We start from the raw sequence: 18,389 nt of genomic DNA on the forward strand, positions 1-18,389 counted from the left end.
GTGAATTCAGTTACTTGAACGCGTTCAAGAATGAGGGGGTGGGGTCGGTGTGGGTGCTCGTCAACCTGCTCGTCGCCGTCGGCATGCTGGTGGTCGTGCCGGCCGGGCTGCGGCTGATCCGTGACCCCGCGCTGGCCTTCGCCCGGCGCTGCTGGCCGGTGGGGGCCGTCGCCGGCGCAGTGAGCCTCTGGCTGCCGCGCGGGACGGTGGCCACCAGCCTGGCGACGGTCTACGCCGTGGCGGCGGCCGTGCTGTGTGCGTACGCGCTCAGCCGCCCGGTCCGCCCCCGCCGCGAGTGGCCCACCGAGGCCGCCGTGCTCACCGCCCTGATCAGCCCGGCCGTCGCGGCGAGCGCCCTGATCGCCGAGCGCGCCGGCTACCACCTGTTCGGCTTCGAGCTGGGCATCCTCACGCTGACCGTGGCGCACTTCCACTTCGCCGGGTTCGCCGCGGCCCTGATCGCCGGGTTGGAGTCTTCAGTCCGGTCAAGGGTGGCGGCGGGGCGGTCGGACGGGCAGAGTCAGCTGACGCCCGGCCGGGCCGCCGATGCCGCCGCGCTCACCGTTCCCGCCGGCACGCTGCTGGTGCTGCTCGGTTACTTCACCGCCGAGGCGGTCGAGCTCGCCGGGGCCATCGTGCTGACCGCGGGGATGTGGACCGTCGGCTGGCTGACCTGGCGGTACGCGCGCACCGCCCCGGACCGGCTCACCGCGCTGCTGCTGGGCTGCTCGGCCGTCGTGCTGGCGGCCTCCATGGCGCTGGCCGTGAGCTGGGCCCTGGGCGAGGCCACCGGGCTGCCGCACCCGTCGCTGGCCTGGATGGCCGCGACCCACGGAGTGGCGAACGCGCTGGGATTCGCGGTCTGCGCCATGGTGGGCCGGCACCGCGCCGGGGCATACCTGGGACACGAGGAAGGGACGCCATGACTGAGCTCACCTACGCCGAGGTCGGCGCGACCCGGCACGAGCCGCTGCCGCCGGGCTACCGGCACCTGCACTACCGCACGGAGCTGGACCGGGCCGACTTCGCCGCGGCGGCCGACGCGATCCTGACCTTCCGCATGCACCGCGCGACCGGCGCCCGGATCCGCGCGACGGCCGACCGTGCCGCGCCCGGCGTCGGCGTCACCGTCGGGCTCGGCCCGCTGGTCGTGCCGTGCCAGGTGGTGTGGGCCGCGGACGACCGCGACCGGGCCGGCTTCGGTTACGGCACGCTGCCCGGCCACCAGGCCCGCGGCGAGGAGTCCTTCACTGTGGAACGGGACGCCGACGGCCGGATCTGGTTCGCGGTGACCGCGTTCAGCGTCCCGGCCCGGCTGCCGATGCGGCTGGGCGGTCCGGTCGCGGTGCTGGCCCAGCACGGGTACGCCCGGCTGTGCGGCCGTGCCGTCAAACGGCTCTGTGCCCGGTCCCGTACGGTTGGATCGTGAGCGACACGAGCGTCACCTGGTGGGGGCACAGCACGATGTGGCTGGCCGACTCCGGTGTCTCCCTGCTCACCGACCCACTGCTCACCGACCGGCTGATCCACCTGCGCCGGATGGCCGGGCCGACGCCGCGGTTGCCCGGCCCGCCGGACGCGGTGCTGGTGTCGCACCTGCACGCGGACCACTTCCACCTGCCGTCGCTGCGCGCGGTGCCCGGTGAGCCGCTGCTGATCCTGCCGCGCGGCGCCACCGGCTTCGTCGCCAGGGGCCTGGGCCGCGAGTGGGCGCAGCGCTGCGTCGAGCTGGAGCCGGGCGAGGAGACGACGGTCGGCGCGGTCACCGTGCGCGCGGTGCCGGCGGCCCACGACGGCGGGCGCGGCCCGTGGTCGAAGCTCCGCTCGGTCGCGATGGGCTTCATCGTGGAGGGCGCGGCCCGCACCTGGTACGGCGGCGACACCGGCCTGTTCGACGGCATGGCCTCGCTGGGCCCGCTGGACCTGGCGCTGGTCCCGGTCGGCGGCTGGGGGCCGACGCTCGGCGCGCACGGCCACCTGGACCCGGCCGACGGCGCCGAGGCGCTGCGCCGGGTGAAGGCGGCCTGGGCGGTCCCGGTGCACTACGGCACGTTCTGGCCGGCCGGCATGGGCCGTTTCCGGGCCCACATGTTCCACGACCCTGGCACGGAGTTCGCCCGGCGCGCCGCTGCCGCCGCCCCGGAGACCCACGTCCGGGTCCTCGCCCAGGGCGAGACGCTCAGTTTCGAGCCGGCCACGTGATCTCCGAGCTCGGAGCCATGGGCTGGCTGGCGCTGGTGGTCGCCTTCGGCGCCATCGTGCCGATCGTGCCCACCGGCGCGGCGGTGAGCGGAGCCGCCGCGCTGGCCTTCCACGACCACCCGCTGCTGATCCTGCTGACCATCGCGGCCGGCGCCAGCGGGGCGTACGCGGGCGACCTGGTGATGTACGCGATGTGCCGGGCCGGCGGCGAGCAACTGGCCCGCCGGCTGCGCTGGCTGCGCGACGAGGAACACCTGGCGGCGGTGAAGGAACGGCTGCAGAAGAGTCAGATCCCGGTGCTGCTGGTCTCCCGGCTGCTGCCCGGCGGCCGGGTGCCGGTGCTGCTGGCGGCGGCGTTCCTGGGCCTGAGCTGGCGCACCTTCGTGGTGGCGAACGTGCCGGCGTGCGCGCTGTGGTCGGCGGTCTACGCAGCCATCGGCGTGGTGGGCGGCTCGATCTTCCCGGAGCCGTGGGAGGGCGTGGTCGCGGCGATCCTGCTGGTCCTGATCATCAGCCAGATCGTGAGCCTGATCAGCAAACGCCGCGCCGCCCGCCAGGCCGCCACCGAGGCGGAAGCCGAGACCGCTTAGTACTTCAGGTGCTGGCGGGTCAGCTTGGCGACCTTCTCCACCAGGGTGATGCCGCCGTCCATGGACTGATTGTTGTGCGAGAGCACCGCCACCGACACGTCCACGTCGTCGTCCGAGGTCACCCGGCCGACCGTGTTCACCGCCCACAGGCCGCCGTCCGCCGACCGGGTGTCCCAGCCGTTCTTCACCGTGGTCGTCTCACCGGGCTCGGCCACCGCCGGCACCCCCCAGTCCTGGGTGTCGTCGACCGTGTTCATCAGGTTGAACGCTTCCTTGCGCGAGCCGGCGTCCAGCGGTCCCTTGGTGTCGACCAGCTCCGAGAGCAGCTTCACCTGGTCGTCGACCGTGGTCCTGGTCAGGCCCCAGGCGCTGTTGACCGCGGTCTGCTTCAGGCCGAGCCGCTTGTTGCACTTGCTGACCGCCGGGACCTTGCCGAGCCTGGTGAACAGCGACGTGGTCGCGTTGTTGTCGCTGAGCCGGATCATCGGCTTGGCCAGGGCCAGCTCACCGGCCGACAGCTTGCGGCCGGCGTCCTGGGCCTGCAGCAGAGCGCACGCGAGCACCTGCACCTTCACGATGCTGGCGGTGTCGTACTTTTCGGATCCCCGGTACGAATAGCGCTGGCCCGTCTTCTTGTCGAGCACGGCGACGGAGAACTCCGGGGAGGTGGCGTCGAGCTTCTTCAGGGCCGCGTCGAGCGCCTTGACGCGCTTGGCGCGCTGCCGGGCGGCGAGCTCCTCCGGGCTGGGGCCGGTCGGGGTCGGCGAGGCCTTCGGTGACGGGTCGTCACCGAAGGTGAGCGAGCGGGGCAGCACACCGCCGCCGGCGCCGCCGCTGTCGTCGCGCATACCGAAACCGATCAGGGACGCGCCGCCCACGATCACCAGTGCCGCCATCGCGAAGATCCAGAGCTGGGTTCGTCGCACCCATGCATAGTGCCGTGCCCGGCGCGGGATGCCAAAAGCTACTACCGGTTGCTTGATCTCCCTCACGGTTTGTCACTGGTCCCGGCGGGCACAATGGGCTCATGGCCCTGCTCCCGTCACCTGTCGCCCTCGTCCAGCTCACCCGGTACGCGGTCGGTCAGGTGGTGGAGACGGCGGCCTCGGCGGCCACCATCCCCTTCCGCCTGCTCGGCCTGCTCGGGCAGACCGAACTGCTGGTCAGCCGGATGACCCTGCTGGCCGAACGGGCCGAGGGCCTGATCGGCCGGGTCGACGGCGTGGTGGGCGACATCGAGCAGACCCTGCGCGACACCAAGGTCATCATGGCCGCGGCGGCGCTGGCCGTCGACGAGGCCACCGCCGTGGCGGCCCGGGCGGCGCTGGTCGTGGACGGCGCCTCGGCGACCGTGGACGGCGCGGCCGCGGCCGTGACCGGCGCTTCCGCCCTCGTGAGCGACGCCGGGCGGATCACCGACGCGGCGTCCGGGGTGGTCCAGCAGGCGTCCGCGACCTCGGTCGAGGCCCGCACACTGCTCGACGGGTACGCACCCGCGCTGCGCCGGGCAGCCCCGCTGGCGGTGCGTTTCATCGAGGAGCTGACGCCGGAGGAGGTCACCGCGGCGATCCGGATGATCGACGAGCTGCCCCAGCTGCGCAAGCACCTCACCGAGGACGTGATGCCGCTGCTCGGCAAGCTCGACCAGGTGGGTCCCGACCTGCACTCGCTGCTCGAGGTCACCAACGACCTGCACCTGGCGATCATCGGGCTGCCGGGCCTCAAGATGCTGCGCCGCCGCGGCGAGGAGCGCGTGGCCGAGGACGACGCCACCAACGGCCGCTAGGGCCCGTTCGATCGCTGCGGTGGGCTGCGCGCTCGCACAAATGTCGGCAAATCCTCGCTGACCAGGACCTATTCACGTTTGTAAACATTGACGAAACACAGGGTGACGGTTAATCTCGCGACACCCTGAGAGCGCTCTCACGCTCGTCCGCGGTCCCCTGCCGCGGCTCCGGCGACCCCCGTCCCCATCGGAGGCACTGGCTATGAAATCCCCGCTCCCCCCTTCCCCCGTACCCCGTCGGCGGCGCCGGTCCGGCCGGCTCGCCGGCCTGGCCACCGCCGTCGTGGTCGCCCTCGGCTCCGGCGCCCTCGCGGTCGTCGTCACCAGCTCCGCCGAAGCCGGGACCATCGGCGCCGGGAGCTACACCGAGACCCTCCCGGCCGGCGCCAAGCTGCCGACCGGCTGCGGCGACATCGCCACCAACCCGCGCCAGTTCCTCACCGCGAACGCGCCGGCCGGCGCGGTGCCCACCAACGACTGGTGGTCCTCGCTGGTGTTCAAGAAGGGCGACGAGTGCAACTTCTCCCAGCCCCTGTACGCCCACCCGGCCGCGTACAAGCCGGTGGCGAGCGGGCTCGGGCTCTCGTACCAGACGCAGGCCGCGATCAGCGGCAGCCCGACCGGCCTGGGTGAGTACCACTTCCCGTACGCCCAGCACGTGGTGGTCGGAGTGGCCGGGCTGAACGCGCCGCGGGCCCTGGTGGACGGCTGGAGCGACTGGACGGTCACGCCGTCCTGGAGCGACGGCGCCCGGACCCTGAAGGCGACCATCGGCCACGGCCTGCCGATGTCCTACTACCAGGTGACCGGCGGCGACGCGCTGATCTCCGTCGTCGGGCCGCCGACGGTGTGGCAGAACAGCGGCAACCGGGTCGGCTGGTCGATCGGCGGGCACGACTACGTCGCGTACGGCCCGGCCGGCTCCACCTGGGCGCTGAGCGGGAACACCCTGCGGTCCAGCCTGGCCGGTCGCGGCTACTTCTCGGTCGCGGTGCTGCCCACCACCTCGGGCACCAGCACGGCTGACAAGACGGCGCTGGCCGACCGCTACGGCGCGGTCGCGCACAACCACGTCACCGGCACCCGGGTCTCGTACACCTACAACCAGGCCGGCGGGACGGTGAACACCACGTACGGCTTCACCACCACCGCCCGCGAGGGCAGCGGCTCGGGCACGGTCATCTCGCTCTACCCGCACCAGTGGCGCTACCTGTCCGGCGGCTCCCCGCTCGCCCAGACCTACGTCTCGCCGCGCGGTGCCATGAAGACCCTCATCGGTACGTCGTTCCAGACGTCCATGAAGTACACCGGTGTGCTGCCCGAGGTGCCCGCCGTCGGCGACTCCTCCGGCGCGGACCTGTCGCAGATCACCACGTACCTCAACAACGAGCTCAACAACCCGGCCGACTTCCGCGGGGACGACACCTACTGGACCGGCAAGGGCCTGGGCCGGGCCGCCCGGATCGCGGAGATCGCCGACCAGCTCAACCTCACCGCGGTCCGCGACTCGGCGCTCAACGTCATCCGGACCCGGATCACCGACTGGTTCACCGCGTCGCCCGGCAAGGCCGCGCGGGTCTTCTACTACGACAACAAGTGGGGCACGCTGATCGGCTACCCCGCCTCGTACGCCTCCGACGAGGACCTCAACGACCACCACTTCCACTACGGCTACTTCATCGCCGCGGCCGCCACCCTGGCCAAGTTCGACCCGCAGTGGGCCTCGGCCGGCCGCTACGGCGGCATGGTCGACCTGCTCATCCGCGACGCCAACAACTATGACCGCAACGACACCCGCTTCCCGTACCTGCGCGACTTCGACATCTACGCGGGCCACGACTGGGCCTCCGGGCACGGCGCGTTCGGCGCGGGCAACAACCAGGAGTCCTCCTCGGAGGGTCAGAACTTCGCGAACGCGCTGATCCAGTGGGGTCAGGCCACCGGCAACACCACGGTGCGCGACGCCGGCATCTGGATCCACACCACCCAGGCCGCGGCGATCAACGAGTACTGGTTCGACGTGCGCAACGAGAACTTCCCGGCGAACTGGGGCCACAACTACTCGGCCATCGTCTGGGGCTCCGGCGGCGCGTACGCGACCTGGTTCTCCGGTGAGCACGCCCTGATCGTGGGCATCAACATGCTGCCGATGACCGGTGGCCAGCTCTACCTGGGCGACTACCCCGAGTCGGTGAAGAGCACGTACGCCGAGCTCGTGCGCAACAACGGCGGTGAGCCGACACTGTGGCGCGACATGTTGTGGCAGTACCTCGCGCTCGGTGATCCGGACGCGGCTCTGGCCAAGTTCCGGGCCAACAGCTCGTACACCTCCGAGGAGGGCGAGAGCAAGGCGCACACGTTCCACTGGCTGCGCAACCTCGCGGCGCTCGGCCAGGTCGACACCGGCGTGACGGCCAACCACCCGCTGGCCAAGGTGTTCAGCAAGAACGGCGCCAAGACGTACGTCGCGTCGAACATCACCAACACCGCGCTGACGGTGACCTTCTCGGACGGCCGCTCGCTCAGCGTCCCGGCCGGCAAGACCGTGGCCAGCGGCGCGAACAACTGGAGCGGCGGCAACGCCAACGGCGGCGGAACGGTGACGACGCCGCCGACCACCCCGCCGACCACGACCCCGCCCGCCTGCACCACCGGGCCGCTGCTCTCGCAGGGTAAGACGGCTACCTCGTCCTCGATCGAGGCCGGCTACCCCGCGAATCTCGCGGTGGACGGCGACACGGGCACCCGCTGGTCCAGCGCGTTCGCGGACCCCCAGTGGCTGCAGGTCGACCTCGGCACGGCGCAGCCGCTCGGCCGCGTCGAGCTGAGCTGGGAGGCCGCGTACGGCAGGGCGTACCGGATCCAGACCTCGACGAACGGCACGAGCTGGACCAACGCCGCGACGGTGACCGCCGGGACCGGCGGCAACGTCACCCACGCGATCTCCGGCACCGCCCGCTACGTGCGCATGTCCGGCACCGAGCGGGGCACGCCGTACGGCTACTCGCTGTTCGAGTTCAAGGTGTTCGGCACCTGCGGGACCGTCACGACCCCGCCCGGCACGAACCCGCCGCCCACCACGACGCCGCCGACCACGAACCCGCCCACCACTGCGCCGGCCGGTACCGCGTGGGCGGCCGGCACCGCCTACCCGGTGGGCGCGATCGTCACCTACAACGGCGCACGTTACCGGTGCCTGCAGGCGCACACGTCGCTGGTGGGCTGGGAGCCGACGAACGTGCCGGCGCTCTGGGCGACCGCCTGACCGCGTGATCCACCCTGCCGTTTCACGTCCCTTTCACGGACAAAACGGCAGGGTGGGTCGCATGAGTGATCACCTGACTCGACGGACCCTGCTCACCGGCGGCGCCGCGACCGCGGCCCTGCTGCTCCTGCCCGGCACCCCGGCGCAGGCCGCCACCGGCCTGCGCCGGCTGGAACGGGACTACGACGGCCGGATCGGTGCCGTCGCGATCGACACGGGCACCGGCCGGACCGTCGGGCACCGTGCGAACGAGCGTTTCCCGCTGCTGTCCACCTTCAAGGTGCTCGCCGCGGCGGCGGTGCTGGAACGGGCCCGCGGCCGCGAGCCGGGCCTGCTGGAGCGGGTCATCCGCTGGACCGAGGCGGACCTGGTCGAATACTCCCCCATCACCGAGCCGCGCACCGCGGAGGGCATGACCGTGGCGGAGCTGTGCCACGCGGCGATCGCGTACAGCGACAACACGGCCGGCAACCTGCTGCTCGCCCGGATCGGCGGCCCGGCCGGCCTGACCCGGTACGCCCGCGGCCTCGGCGACCCGGTGACCCGGCTGGACCGGTGGGAGACCGAGCTGAACGACTGGTCGCCGGCCTCGCCGCGGGACACCACCACGTCGGCCGCCATGGCCCGCAACCTGCGTAACCTGACCGCCGGGCACGAACTGCACCCGTGTGACCGCGACCGGCTGACCGGCTGGCTGCGCGCGAACACCACCGGCGCGGCCCGGATCCGCGCGGGTCTGCCGTCGTCCTGGACGGTCGGCGACAAGACCGGCTCCGCCGACGCGTACGGCGCGGCGAACGACATCGCGATCGTCCATCCGCCGACGGGCGCCCCGCTGATCCTGGCGATCTACACCAACCGCACCGCGCCGGACGGCACCCGCGACGACGCGGTCATCGCCTCGGCGGCGACGCTGCTGGCGTCCGCGCTCGGCCGGCTGTGAGCAGCTCCGCCGCCGGATAGCGGGCGGTCGCCGGCCCGTCGAGCAGCCGGCCGTAGAAGTCGTTGAGCAGCGTGACGGTGGGCCCGTACCGCCGGAGGACCGCGCCGGCCCAGGCCGGCAGGCCGGGTCCGCCGGCGCTGATCAGCGCCGGCCGGCCGGCTCCGGGCGCGAGCCGGTGGCAGAGCCAGTTGACCAGGTACCTCCGGGTGTCCCAGCGGTCCCAGTCGCGGTGCAGGTCGAGGAAGGCCGCCTCGGCGTCCGACAGGGCGAACGCGCCGTCCAGGGTGAGCCCGAAGTCCGAGAGGTAGAGCCGGCGGCCGTCGGTGAGCAGGTTGCCCGGGTGGGCGTCGAAGTGCACCATCCCGTGCGCCCGCAGCACGTCGGTGACAGCGCTCAGCTCGCGCTCGGCGAACGCGGTGGCCCGTGCACCGTCGCCGGCGTCGAACCGCTCGGTCAGCCACTCGTGCAGGTTCTGCGGCAGATACTCCAGGAACAGCACCACCCCGGCGGTGGCGGCCTCGATCGCGGCGATGCGGCCGGCCACGGCCGGGTCGCCGTCCCAGTCGCCGAAGTCCGGCAGCGTGGCGGGCGGGGACGGCAGGACGCGCCAGTGGTGCAACAGCGGGAACCGGGCCGACACCCCGCCACGCACCCACTGCGTGGTGGTGTGGTGAGTGGCCAGTTCCCGCCAGGCGCCGAAGCCGGTGGAGCCGACTCCGTACTGGTAGCAGGTGGGCAGGCCGAAGAGGTTCGCGGTGGAGCCGACGTGCCCGGGACGGCGTTCCCGGTCGGTCAGCGGGATCCGCTTCACGAACACCGGCACCCCGGCCACGTCCAGCCGGGCGGTCCGGCCGCCGATCCCCACGCCCAGCGGCGTCGCGGTGTCGACCCGAGCGGCCAGGTCGCCGTCGTCCAGCGCGGTCAGGGCGGCGGCGACGGCCCGGTGCCGGTCGAGGCGGGACGCGAGTGAACCGGCGTTGCCCTGGTCTGCTTCCACCCCGAGATCCTTGGCGAACGCGGGGAACGGGTCAACCGGGTCAGCTCGCGTACCCGGAGATGGTGTTGCCCTTCAGCGCGTAGATCCAGCCGCCGGTCACGATGACGTTGCCGCCGGCGATCGCGCCGATCTGGGTGCCGGCGGAGGCCCGGGCGCCGCTCGACGCGCGCAGGATGCCGAGCGGCCTGCGACCGTCCACGGTGGCGTAGAGCAGCCCGCCCGCACGGACCGGCTGGCCGGCCTGGCCGGGCAGGGACACCGTCCACCGGCGCCGGCCGGTGAGGGCGTCCAGGGCTTCGACGCGGTTCCCCATGGACCGGTAGACGCGGCTGTCGTCGGCGGCGACGAGCGGGCTCGCCTTGCGCGCGGCGGTCCACAGCACGTCGCCGGTGGCGGCGTCCACGCAGACCATCTCGTTGCGGCTGCCCGAGGCGAAGAACCGGTCCCCGGCCGGGGCCGCCGCCTGCCCGGTCCAGGCGGTCTTCTTGGTCCACACCACCGCGCCGGTCGTCACGGACAGCGCCGACGTGCCGGCGGCTCCGACCCGGCTCACCAGCACCCGGCCGCCGGCCGACACCCCGGCGGAGGCGTGCTCGGTGACCTGCCAGCGCTGGGTGCCGTCGCTGACCGCGAGGCCGGTCACCGCCGCGGTGTCGGACATCGACTTCCCGGAGACCACGGCGATTCCCCGGTCGACGACCAGTGATTCCACCGGCGCCGGCAGCTGCCGGGTCCAGGCGAGCCGGCCGGAGCCGGTGTGCAGCGCGCGGACCGTGCCGTCCGGGTCGCTCTGTGACTGGCAGTCCTGGTTGGCCACGATGAGCAGGCCGCCGGAGACCGCCAGGTACGGAGTGCTCTCGTCCTCGGGCGAAGGCCAGGTGAAACGCCACGACAGCCGCCCGGTCCCGGCCTGGTACGCCGACACGCCGGTCTCCTGGGCGACGAAGACCCGGCCACCGGCGACCACGGGCACGGCCGCCCGCGCACACCGTTCCCGGGCCTCGGGCAGCGCGACGGTCCACCGGCGCCGCACCGCGTTGATGCTGGTCGCGTTGATCACCGACTCGCCGGGGTTGTAGTACGCGTCCTCGGCACCGTAGCCGGGCTGCGTCCACTCCGCCGCGACGGCAGCCTGGACGGGAACTGGCACAGCGAGCACACCGGCGGCCACCAGGGCGACGCCGAGAGCGGGTAGGACGGGCAACGGTCCTCCAGAGATCGAGCGGCTCGGACCTCGTCAACGTAAACGGGTGGACCGCCTCCGGGACGCGTCTTTGCGCATGATCACCCACTTTGAGTTTCATTTGTTTCATCGACGTTGACCCATGCTGCCCGGTTGACAACCAGGCCGAGGGCCGGTGTTCTGAGAACAACAGTGTTACGAACTTGTTTCACACTGTTACAGCTGTCCCCGCCCCCGAAAGGACATCTCATGGCAGAACGCAGCCGACGACTGCTGGCCCTGGCCGCCTCCGCGGTCGTGACCGTGGGCGCCGCGGCCTACGTGGTCGCGGCCGGCACGGCCTCCTTCGCCGCGACGAGCGCCGACGTCTGGCTCACCACCCCGGACCGCGGCAACCTGCTCACCCAGAAACCGGCCGTCGCCTTCGGCACGACCGGCAGCGGCTCGACGATCACGGTCAACCCCGGCACCACCTACCAGTCCATGGTGGGCTTCGGGGCGTCGTTCACCGACGCGGCCGCGTACAACGTCTACAACTCGTCACAGCGCAACACCATCATGAACGCGCTGTTCGGCACCGGCAGCGGCATCGGCCTGAGCTTCGTCCGGCAGCCGATCGGGGCCAGCGACTTCTCCCGGTCGTTCTACACCTACGACGACGGTGCCGCCGATCCGTCGCTGTCGCGCTTCTCCACCGCGCACGACAACGCGTACATCCTGCCGTTGCTGCAGCAGGCCAGGCAGCTCAATCCCCAGCTCACCTTCAAGGGTGCGCCGTGGAGCGCGCCGGCGTGGATGAAGACCAACAACAACCTCATCGGCGGGTCGCTGGCCCAGGCCAACGAGGGCGTCTACGCCGACTACCTGGTCAAGTTCGTGCAGGCGTACCAGGCCGCGGGCATCCCGATCGGCTACCTGAGCGTGCAGAACGAGCCGCAGTTCTCCCCGCCCGGCTACCCGGGCATGCTGATGTCCGCCGAGCAGCAGGCCCGCGTCATCAACCTGCTCGCGCCGAAGCTGCGCGCCGCCGGGCTGAGCACCCGCATCCTCGGCTGGGACCACAACTGGGACAACACGTCGTACCCGCAGACGGTCAACAACGCCGCCGGCAGCAACGTCGCCGGCTCGGCCTGGCACTGCTACGCCGGTGACCCCGCTGCCCAGTCGGTCGTGCACAACGCCCAGCCGGCCAAGGACGTCTTCTTCACCGAGTGCTCCGGCGTCGAGTCGGCCAGCACCTTCGCGGATTCGCTGCGGTGGCAGGGCCGCAACCTGGCCGTGGGCGCGACCCGCAACTGGGCCCGTACCGTCTCGCTCTGGAACCTCGCCCTGGACGCCAACCACGGGCCGGTGATCGGCAGCTGCACCAACTGCATGGGCGTGGTCACCGTCAACGGCGGCAGCGTCACCTACAACGCCGAGTACTACGTCCTCGGCCACCTGAGCAAGTTCGTCAAGCCGGGCGCGGTCCGGATCGACTCCACCGGGTACGGCCAGGGCGGCATCGAGAACGTCGCGTTCCGCAACCCGGACGGCAGCATCGCGCTCGTGGCCATCAACACCGGCGGTGACCAGGACTTCCGGGTCTCGTACCAGGGCGCGTCGTTCGGCTACCGGCTGCCCGCGGGCGCCATGGCCACCTTCACCTGGCCGGGCACGGGCGGCGGCACCACGCCCCCCGCGACCAACCCGCCGACCGGCCGGACCGGGGCCGTCACCAGCGCCAACGGCAAGTGCCTGGACGTCACCGACGGCTCCACCGCCAACGGCAACCTCCCGCAGATGTGGGCCTGCACCGCCGGGCCGAACCAGCGCTGGACCGTCGCCGCCGACGGCACGATCCGCGGGCTGGGCAAGTGCCTCGACGTCAAGGACAACGGCACCGCGGACGGTTCCGCCGTCCAGCTGTGGGACTGCGCCGGTGGGGCCAACCAGCGGTGGAGCTCCACCTCCGGCGGCACGCTGGTGAACGCCGCCTCCGGCAAGTGCCTGGACATCAGGGACAACAGCACAGCGGACGGCGCCAAGCTGCAGATCTGGGCCTGCACCGGCGCCACGAACCAGCGCTGGACCCTGCCGGCGTGACCGGCGGCGGGTGTGCGCGCCTTCTCCGGGTACGCACACCCGCCCGATCAGCCGCCGGTGGTGATCATCAGACCGGTCAGCTCGTACGACGCGATCTCCTTGCGGATGCCCACCTTCGGGGGCCGCACCATGCGCAGGCCCGGCAGCGCGAACAGCTTGCTGAGGAAGATGTCCGTCTCCTGGATGGCGATGTACGCCCCGGGGCAGCGGTGCGGCCCCTCCCCGAACGACAGTCCCGCGTCACCGACGCCGTCGGCCAGCGACCGGCCCGGGCAGACCGCACCCGGATCGGTGCCCACCGCCGCCGGGTCCAGATTGGCCGCCGCCACGCCGATGTCGACCCGCGCCCCGGCGGGGATGATCGCGTCGCCCGTCCGCAGCTCCGCCGTCGTCCAGCGGGCCAGGTTGGCCACCACCGGCTCGAGGCGCAGGATCTCGTGCAGGATCGCCACCCGCTGCTTCTCGTCGCCCTGGGTGTACGCCGCACGCAGCTCGTCGTCGGTGAACAGGTGCCAGGCCACCAGGGTGATGAACTCGCGGGTGGTGATCATGCCGGCCGCCGCGAAGGTGACGCACTCGCCGAGGATCTCCCCGCTGGTGCAGCCCTCGCTCAGCAGATGGCTGATCAGGTCGTCGCGGCTGTGCTGCTTGCGGGCCTTGATCGCCGGGCGGACGTCCCGCCAGAAGAACAGCGCCATGTTGGCGTTGGAGCGGATCTCCTTCCAGGACCTGACCAGCCGGTGCGGGCTCTCCTTCTCTTCGAAGAAGCGGTCCAGCCGGCGGGACATGCCCGGGCCGCTCTCGGTCAGCCCGATGACCTCGGCGGCCACCGCCACGGCCAGCCGGAAGGACAACTGCGAGAGATCCACGGTGCCGCGCCGGCGCAGCGTCTCGCACTGCTCCTCGGCCAGGCGGTCCATCAGGGACGCGTACGCCGTCTCGACCCGTCTCGGGGTGAAGTACTTCGCGGTCTGCCGCCGGTGCTCGCGGTGCTCCGGGCCGTCGCGGTAGAGGACGGGCATGCGCATCCGGCCCTCGAGCTTGACGGCGTTCTCCACGCCGAAGCCGGCCTGCCGGGTCTCGGTGCTGCGCAGCACCGACCGGGCGCCGGCGAAGTCCTGGACGTGCCAGACCTCGTCGGCGCCGGCGTGGGCGGGGCAGCCGGGGGCCAGGTCCCCTCGTGCGATCTTGCGGGCGGACTCGACCGGGGTCTCAGCTGACATGCATCGATTCTCGTCGCTACCGGGCTCATGGGAAAGGCCCCACCCTTCCCGGGTGGGGCCTTTCTCGGTGTGGAGCCGGATCAGAAGACCGAGACGCCGTACGCGTTCAGGGCCTCGGTGACCGGCTGGAAGTACGTGGTGCCGCCGGAGGAGCAGTTGCCGCTGCCGCCCGAGGTCAGACCCAGCGCCGTGGTGCCGGCGTAGAGCGGGCCGCCACTGTCACCCGGCTGGGCGCAGACGGTGGTGCGGATCATGCCGCTCACCGAGCCCTGGGGGTAGTTGACCGTGGTGTTCAGCGCGGTGACCCGGCCGGAGTGCGTGCCGGTGGTGCTGCCGCGGCGGTAGACGGTCGCACCGACAGCCGGGGTACCGGCCGAGGTGATGTCCTGCGAGCCGACGCCACCGGTCTTGGTGATGGTGGTGTTGGTGTAGCGCACGATGCCGTAGTCGTTGCCCGGGAAGCTGGAGCCCGCCGTGGTGCCGAGCGTCGCGGAGCCGTTGTTCCAGCTGGAGCTGCCGCGGGTGCAGTGCCCGGCGGTCAGGAAGTAGTTCGTGGAGCCGCTGCGGACGTTGAAGCCCAGCGAGCACCGGCCGGTGCCGGAGTAGATGGCGTCACCGCCGGAGATGGTCGGCTGCAGCTTGCCGGGCACCGACTCCAGGGTGGCCTTGTCGCCGAGCTTGGCCACGATCGCCTTGACCGCGGCGAGCTTGGCGCCGGTGACCGTCTCGTCGGCGGTCACCACGATCTTGTTGCTGACCGGGTCCAGGCCGAACGAGGTACCAGGCGTCTTGAGCTCGGCCTTGAGGGTGGAGTCGGCGGCAGCCATCGCGGCGCCGCTGTGGGTGACGTAGCGCGGGGTCGCGCCGGCCGCGGAAACCGACTTGGCGGTGGCGGCGTCGGTCACGTTGACCACGAGCTTGCCGGCCGAGTCGACGTAGGAGCCGGCCGCGGACGCGCCGAGCCGGGTGTCCAGCGTGGTGGCGAGCGCGGAGGGGGCGAAGGACGGGTCGGCGGCGGGGCCGGTCGGGGCGGCGGACGCGGGTGACGCGAACGCACTGCCCGCCAGCAAAACGGCGGCCAGGCCGACGATCGGTCGGCCGAGCTTCGAGCCGGGGTTACGCACAGGTTCCTCCCAGGGGGACGGGGGGTACGCCGGGTCTCCGGTGTACCGGTGCCTCCCTGAGTATTGAGCTGTTTCGATGTGGACTCAAGGTCGGGCATTGTTTCCACAATGTGAAGGCAACACCCCTCAAACCGACCCCGAGCTGCGGAAACAGGGTCGTCATATCACTAGGCTATGCCCGTTTCGGGATGCCGACCGGGCCGGTCAGCGCGCTACGCGGCGGCCGGGAACGCGGCGGCGATGCGCGTCCCGGCGCGCAGATCGGTGACCAGCCGCCGGGCCTGAGCCCGGATCTCCGGGACGGCGGTGGTCTCCCAGCGCGCGCCCCGGCGCAGCGGCCCGATGACCCAGAGCCGGTCGTGCGCCCGGCCGTCGGCCCCGACCAGCCGTCCCGCCTCGTCGATGTCGAGGCCGAGGCCGTGCGGGCCCACCCGGGCCAGCCCGGCCGCCAGCAGGCCGCCGACCAGCGGGCCGCCCGCACCCGGGAGCCGCCCCGGGCCGGCACAGTTGACCACCGCGGCGAAATCCGCCAGGCCGGGCCACGCCGCGACCCCACCGGACCGGATCTCCAGCAGGCCGGCCGCGCGCAGCTCCACCACCCGGGCCGCCACTTCGGGCGCCATCCGGTGCCGGTGACATTCCCACGGGCGCGCCAGGTGCCGCAGGAACGCGTCCTGCTCGCCCGGCGTCAGGGCGGTCCACAGCTGATCGAGCAGCGGACGCAACCCGTCCACGACAGGCCGCCAGTCCCCCGCCTCACCGGCGGCGGCGCGCACGGCCCGGACCACGTCGCGCAGGGTGGCGCAGTCGTCGAGCGACGGTACGGCCGGCGGAACGGCGTCCGCGGTGTGCGTCAACGGCAGCAGTCCCCGCCGGCTGACCGCGACCACCGGAGCGGTCCGGCGCCCGTCGGCGGTCAGGGTCAGCACCACGTCGACGGCCGTGAGCCCGGTGCCGATGAGCAGCACCGGCCGGTCGGCGGGCAGCGCGTCGAGCACGCCGGGGCGCCACGGGTCGGTCACGTACCGGGGGTGATCGATGGGCTGGCGCGCGGGCGCCGGGGCGCCGGTGGCCAGCACCACGTGATCGGCGTGCAGGGCGCCGCCGTCGTCCAGCGCGACAGTGCCGTCCGGGCCCAGCGCCGCCACCCGGGCCCGGCGCACCCGCAGGCGGCCGGGGTGGGCACGGTCGGCTTCCTCGATGACCGAGCGCAGGTAGCGCCCGTACTCCGCGCGGGGACGGAAGGCCGCCGGGGTGGTGCCGGCCCAGCGGACGAAGTGGCCCGGGTCGTCCGGGTCGGCGCTCATCGCCCCCGCCCGCGAGTTCAGCAGGTGCCACGGGCGCGCGGCGCCGTACGCGACCCCGCCGCCCGGCTTGCCGGGCTCGATCAGCACCACGTCGTCATCGCCACCGCGCAGCAGCTCGCGGGTCACCAGGACCCCCGAACAACCTCCCCCGACCACTGCCACCACACGCCCCATGAGGCCCCCTCTCTCCTATCAACACGATAGGCAAAACAGGTTATGGGTGCCAGTGGCGCGCCGCAGCGGAACCGCTCCGATGAGGGCATCAGGAACAGAGCCGCCGCCGGAACGCCCGATCTCAGCGGGCGGTGCGGTTTTCGTAGTTCGTCACCGCTCGATGACGTGACGGCCGGGCCTTCCAGTGCGCTGGGGCTGGTGCCGGTGCGGCGAACGCGCCGAGGCCGGCGACTGCCATCGCGGCTGCGACGGCAAAGGGCCGAGGTACGCCGCGCCGGCGAAAGCCGGAGGCCGGCCCGGGTCAGGCGTCGGCCATCGTGATGCGGGCGTCGTCGGACAGGCGGTAGCCGACGCCGTAGACCGTGGTCACGATCTCCGGGTTGCCGAGCTTGGTGCGCAGCCGGCTCACGTGCACGTCCACCGTGCGGACCGTCGTGTGCGCGTGTCCCCAGACGTGCCCGAGGAGCTGGCTGCGGCTGAACACCTGGCGCGGGTGCCGGGACAGGAAGACCAGCAGCTCGTACTCGAGGCGGCTCAGGTCCAGCCGCCTGCCGTCCAGGGCCACCGTGCGGGCGCGGGTGTCGAGCTGCAGGCCGGATGCGTCCGGCAGCACGACCGGCGGGGCCGCGGCCGGCGCGAGGTCGATGTCCGCGCCGGGACCGGCGGCGGCGACCAGGTCACGCAGCGCCGTCAGGACCCGCTCGCTCTCCTCCGAGCCGGGCGCGCCCAGCGTGATGGTGACGGTGACCGACGAGTCGGGGGTGGCGAGCGCCCGCAGCCGGGCGGCGCGGGGACGGCCGGCCCCGCGGCGGACCGGGGCGGGGCGGGCCAGGGACGGATCGGCGACGGCGAGAACGGACATGTTTGCCCTCCGGAGATTTGGCCGCCGACCGGGTCCCGACCGGCGCCTGAACAATACTTTTCCCATGTGTGGGATAGGTTTATAGACGCGGAACGGCGTCGAGGATCATTCCTTCGGGCTACCGTGGCTCTCGCACCGCGGGGTCGCGGCGGGCACATGGACGCCGGTGGATCAATAGGCCCGACAGCGTGCGCTCGCGCACCGGAGGAGGTCGATGGCGAGGCGGGACGTGAGTCGTACGTCGCGCAGCTGCATGTCCTCATCCTTCACACTCGATGGCCGGGGGTCAAAACAAATCCAGGATGCGGGAGTCACCAATTCAGTGATGATCGGCACAATGCCATTCAGGCGATCACCGCTAATGCGGCGGCCTCCCGGCGGGCGATTTCCGCGCGGACGGCCGGAATCACTTCGCGGCCGTAGTCGATCGCGTCGTCCAGCGGGTCGTGACCGCGGATGAGGAATGTCGTCACGCCGAGGTCGTGATAGTCGAGCAGGGCCCGGGCGACCGTGTCCGGCGTACCGACCAGGGCGGTGGAGTTGCCCGCCGCGCCGCCGGCCTTCACCGTGGCGGCGATGGTGGGAGTGGACATGGCCGGAACTCTGACCCATCCAAGTTCTGCATGTTAAACAAAGCCCATAGGTTCA

At 72.3% G+C, this 18,389-nt stretch carries 16 protein-coding genes; 8 read left to right on the forward strand and 8 right to left on the reverse strand.

Going from position 1 to position 18,389, the window contains the following annotated elements; genetic code table 11:
* The first annotated feature begins 38 nt into the window (after positions 1 to 38).
* Genes Aau02nite_RS13905 through Aau02nite_RS13920 form a run of 4 tightly spaced genes read left to right on the forward strand, consistent with a single transcriptional unit; the run spans position 39 to position 2,792 of the window.
* Positions 39 to 926 (forward strand): YndJ family protein, encoded by an 888-nt coding sequence (locus Aau02nite_RS13905; protein ID WP_246595123.1) that lies wholly within the window; start codon positions 39 to 41, stop codon positions 924 to 926.
* Complete coding sequence (locus tag Aau02nite_RS13910) at positions 923 to 1,429, forward strand: DUF1990 domain-containing protein (protein WP_212988823.1); 507 nt, start codon at positions 923 to 925, stop codon at positions 1,427 to 1,429. The genes Aau02nite_RS13905 and Aau02nite_RS13910 overlap by 4 nt, the downstream gene beginning before the upstream one ends.
* Positions 1,426 to 2,202 carry an MBL fold metallo-hydrolase gene (locus tag Aau02nite_RS13915; protein WP_212988824.1) on the forward strand — a complete coding sequence of 259 codons (777 nt, stop codon included), beginning with the start codon at positions 1,426 to 1,428 and terminating at the stop codon, positions 2,200 to 2,202. The genes Aau02nite_RS13910 and Aau02nite_RS13915 overlap by 4 nt, the downstream gene beginning before the upstream one ends.
* Entirely contained in the window at positions 2,199 to 2,792 is a 594-nt protein-coding gene (locus Aau02nite_RS13920) for a DedA family protein (protein WP_246595124.1), read from the forward strand. The genes Aau02nite_RS13915 and Aau02nite_RS13920 overlap by 4 nt, the downstream gene beginning before the upstream one ends.
* Here Aau02nite_RS13920 and Aau02nite_RS13925 read toward each other — a convergent pair.
* On the reverse strand, positions 2,789 to 3,640 hold the full coding sequence (locus Aau02nite_RS13925) for a serine hydrolase (protein WP_438841130.1): 852 nt from the start codon (positions 3,638 to 3,640) through the stop codon (positions 2,789 to 2,791). The genes Aau02nite_RS13920 and Aau02nite_RS13925 overlap by 4 nt on opposite strands.
* A gap of 179 nt (positions 3,641 to 3,819) precedes the next feature.
* Here Aau02nite_RS13925 and Aau02nite_RS13930 point away from each other — a divergent pair, with 179 nt between their 5' ends.
* The 3 genes from Aau02nite_RS13930 to bla all read left to right on the forward strand — a co-directional run bounded on the left by Aau02nite_RS13930 (position 3,820) and on the right by bla (position 8,786).
* Complete coding sequence (locus tag Aau02nite_RS13930; protein ID WP_212988825.1) at positions 3,820 to 4,578, forward strand: hypothetical protein; 759 nt, start codon at positions 3,820 to 3,822, stop codon at positions 4,576 to 4,578.
* 202 nt (positions 4,579 to 4,780) lie between these two features.
* The gene (locus Aau02nite_RS13935) at positions 4,781 to 7,843 is read left to right on the forward strand and encodes a glycosyl hydrolase (protein ID WP_212988826.1); all 3,063 of its coding nucleotides are present in this window, start codon (positions 4,781 to 4,783) and stop codon (positions 7,841 to 7,843) included.
* Between the two features lie 61 nt (positions 7,844 to 7,904).
* Positions 7,905 to 8,786 carry a class A beta-lactamase gene (gene bla, locus Aau02nite_RS13940; protein WP_212988827.1) on the forward strand — a complete coding sequence of 294 codons (882 nt, stop codon included), beginning with the start codon at positions 7,905 to 7,907 and terminating at the stop codon, positions 8,784 to 8,786.
* Here bla and Aau02nite_RS13945 read toward each other — a convergent pair.
* Together Aau02nite_RS13945 and Aau02nite_RS13950 are read right to left on the reverse strand one after the other, a co-directional pair.
* The gene (locus Aau02nite_RS13945; RefSeq protein WP_212988828.1) at positions 8,737 to 9,783 is read right to left on the reverse strand and encodes a protein kinase family protein; all 1,047 of its coding nucleotides are present in this window, start codon (positions 9,781 to 9,783) and stop codon (positions 8,737 to 8,739) included. The genes bla and Aau02nite_RS13945 overlap by 50 nt on opposite strands.
* Before the next feature lie 40 nt (positions 9,784 to 9,823).
* Complete coding sequence (locus Aau02nite_RS13950; protein WP_212988829.1) at positions 9,824 to 10,987, reverse strand: outer membrane protein assembly factor BamB family protein; 1,164 nt, start codon at positions 10,985 to 10,987, stop codon at positions 9,824 to 9,826.
* A 228-nt stretch (positions 10,988 to 11,215) separates the two neighbouring features.
* On the opposite strand from Aau02nite_RS13950, the gene Aau02nite_RS13955 reads away from it, so the two are divergent.
* A complete protein-coding gene (locus Aau02nite_RS13955) occupies positions 11,216 to 13,051 on the forward strand; it encodes a ricin-type beta-trefoil lectin domain protein (protein WP_212988830.1) in 1,836 nt (611 codons plus the stop codon).
* A 47-nt stretch (positions 13,052 to 13,098) separates the two neighbouring features.
* Here Aau02nite_RS13955 and Aau02nite_RS13960 read toward each other — a convergent pair whose 3' ends face one another.
* From Aau02nite_RS13960 to Aau02nite_RS13980, 5 genes are all read right to left on the reverse strand, one after another.
* Positions 13,099 to 14,274, reverse strand: a complete 1,176-nt coding sequence (locus tag Aau02nite_RS13960; protein ID WP_212988831.1) for a cytochrome P450 — start codon at positions 14,272 to 14,274, stop codon at positions 13,099 to 13,101.
* A gap of 80 nt (positions 14,275 to 14,354) precedes the next feature.
* Positions 14,355 to 15,398, reverse strand: a complete 1,044-nt coding sequence (locus Aau02nite_RS13965; RefSeq protein ID WP_212988832.1) for a S1 family peptidase — start codon at positions 15,396 to 15,398, stop codon at positions 14,355 to 14,357.
* 212 nt (positions 15,399 to 15,610) lie between these two features.
* Positions 15,611 to 16,879, reverse strand: coding sequence for an FAD/NAD(P)-binding protein (locus Aau02nite_RS13970; protein ID WP_212988833.1), 1,269 nt, complete (start codon positions 16,877 to 16,879; stop codon positions 15,611 to 15,613).
* Between the two features lie 301 nt (positions 16,880 to 17,180).
* Complete coding sequence (locus Aau02nite_RS13975) at positions 17,181 to 17,741, reverse strand: winged helix-turn-helix domain-containing protein (protein ID WP_212988834.1); 561 nt, start codon at positions 17,739 to 17,741, stop codon at positions 17,181 to 17,183.
* 344 nt (positions 17,742 to 18,085) lie between these two features.
* On the reverse strand, positions 18,086 to 18,334 hold the full coding sequence (locus tag Aau02nite_RS13980; RefSeq protein WP_212988835.1) for a hypothetical protein: 249 nt from the start codon (positions 18,332 to 18,334) through the stop codon (positions 18,086 to 18,088).
* Between the last annotated feature and the right edge of the window lie 55 nt (positions 18,335 to 18,389).

Origin of the sequence: Actinoplanes auranticolor, assembly GCF_018332655.1 — a bacterium.
Classification (GTDB): Bacteria; Actinomycetota; Actinomycetes; order Mycobacteriales; family Micromonosporaceae; genus Actinoplanes; species Actinoplanes auranticolor.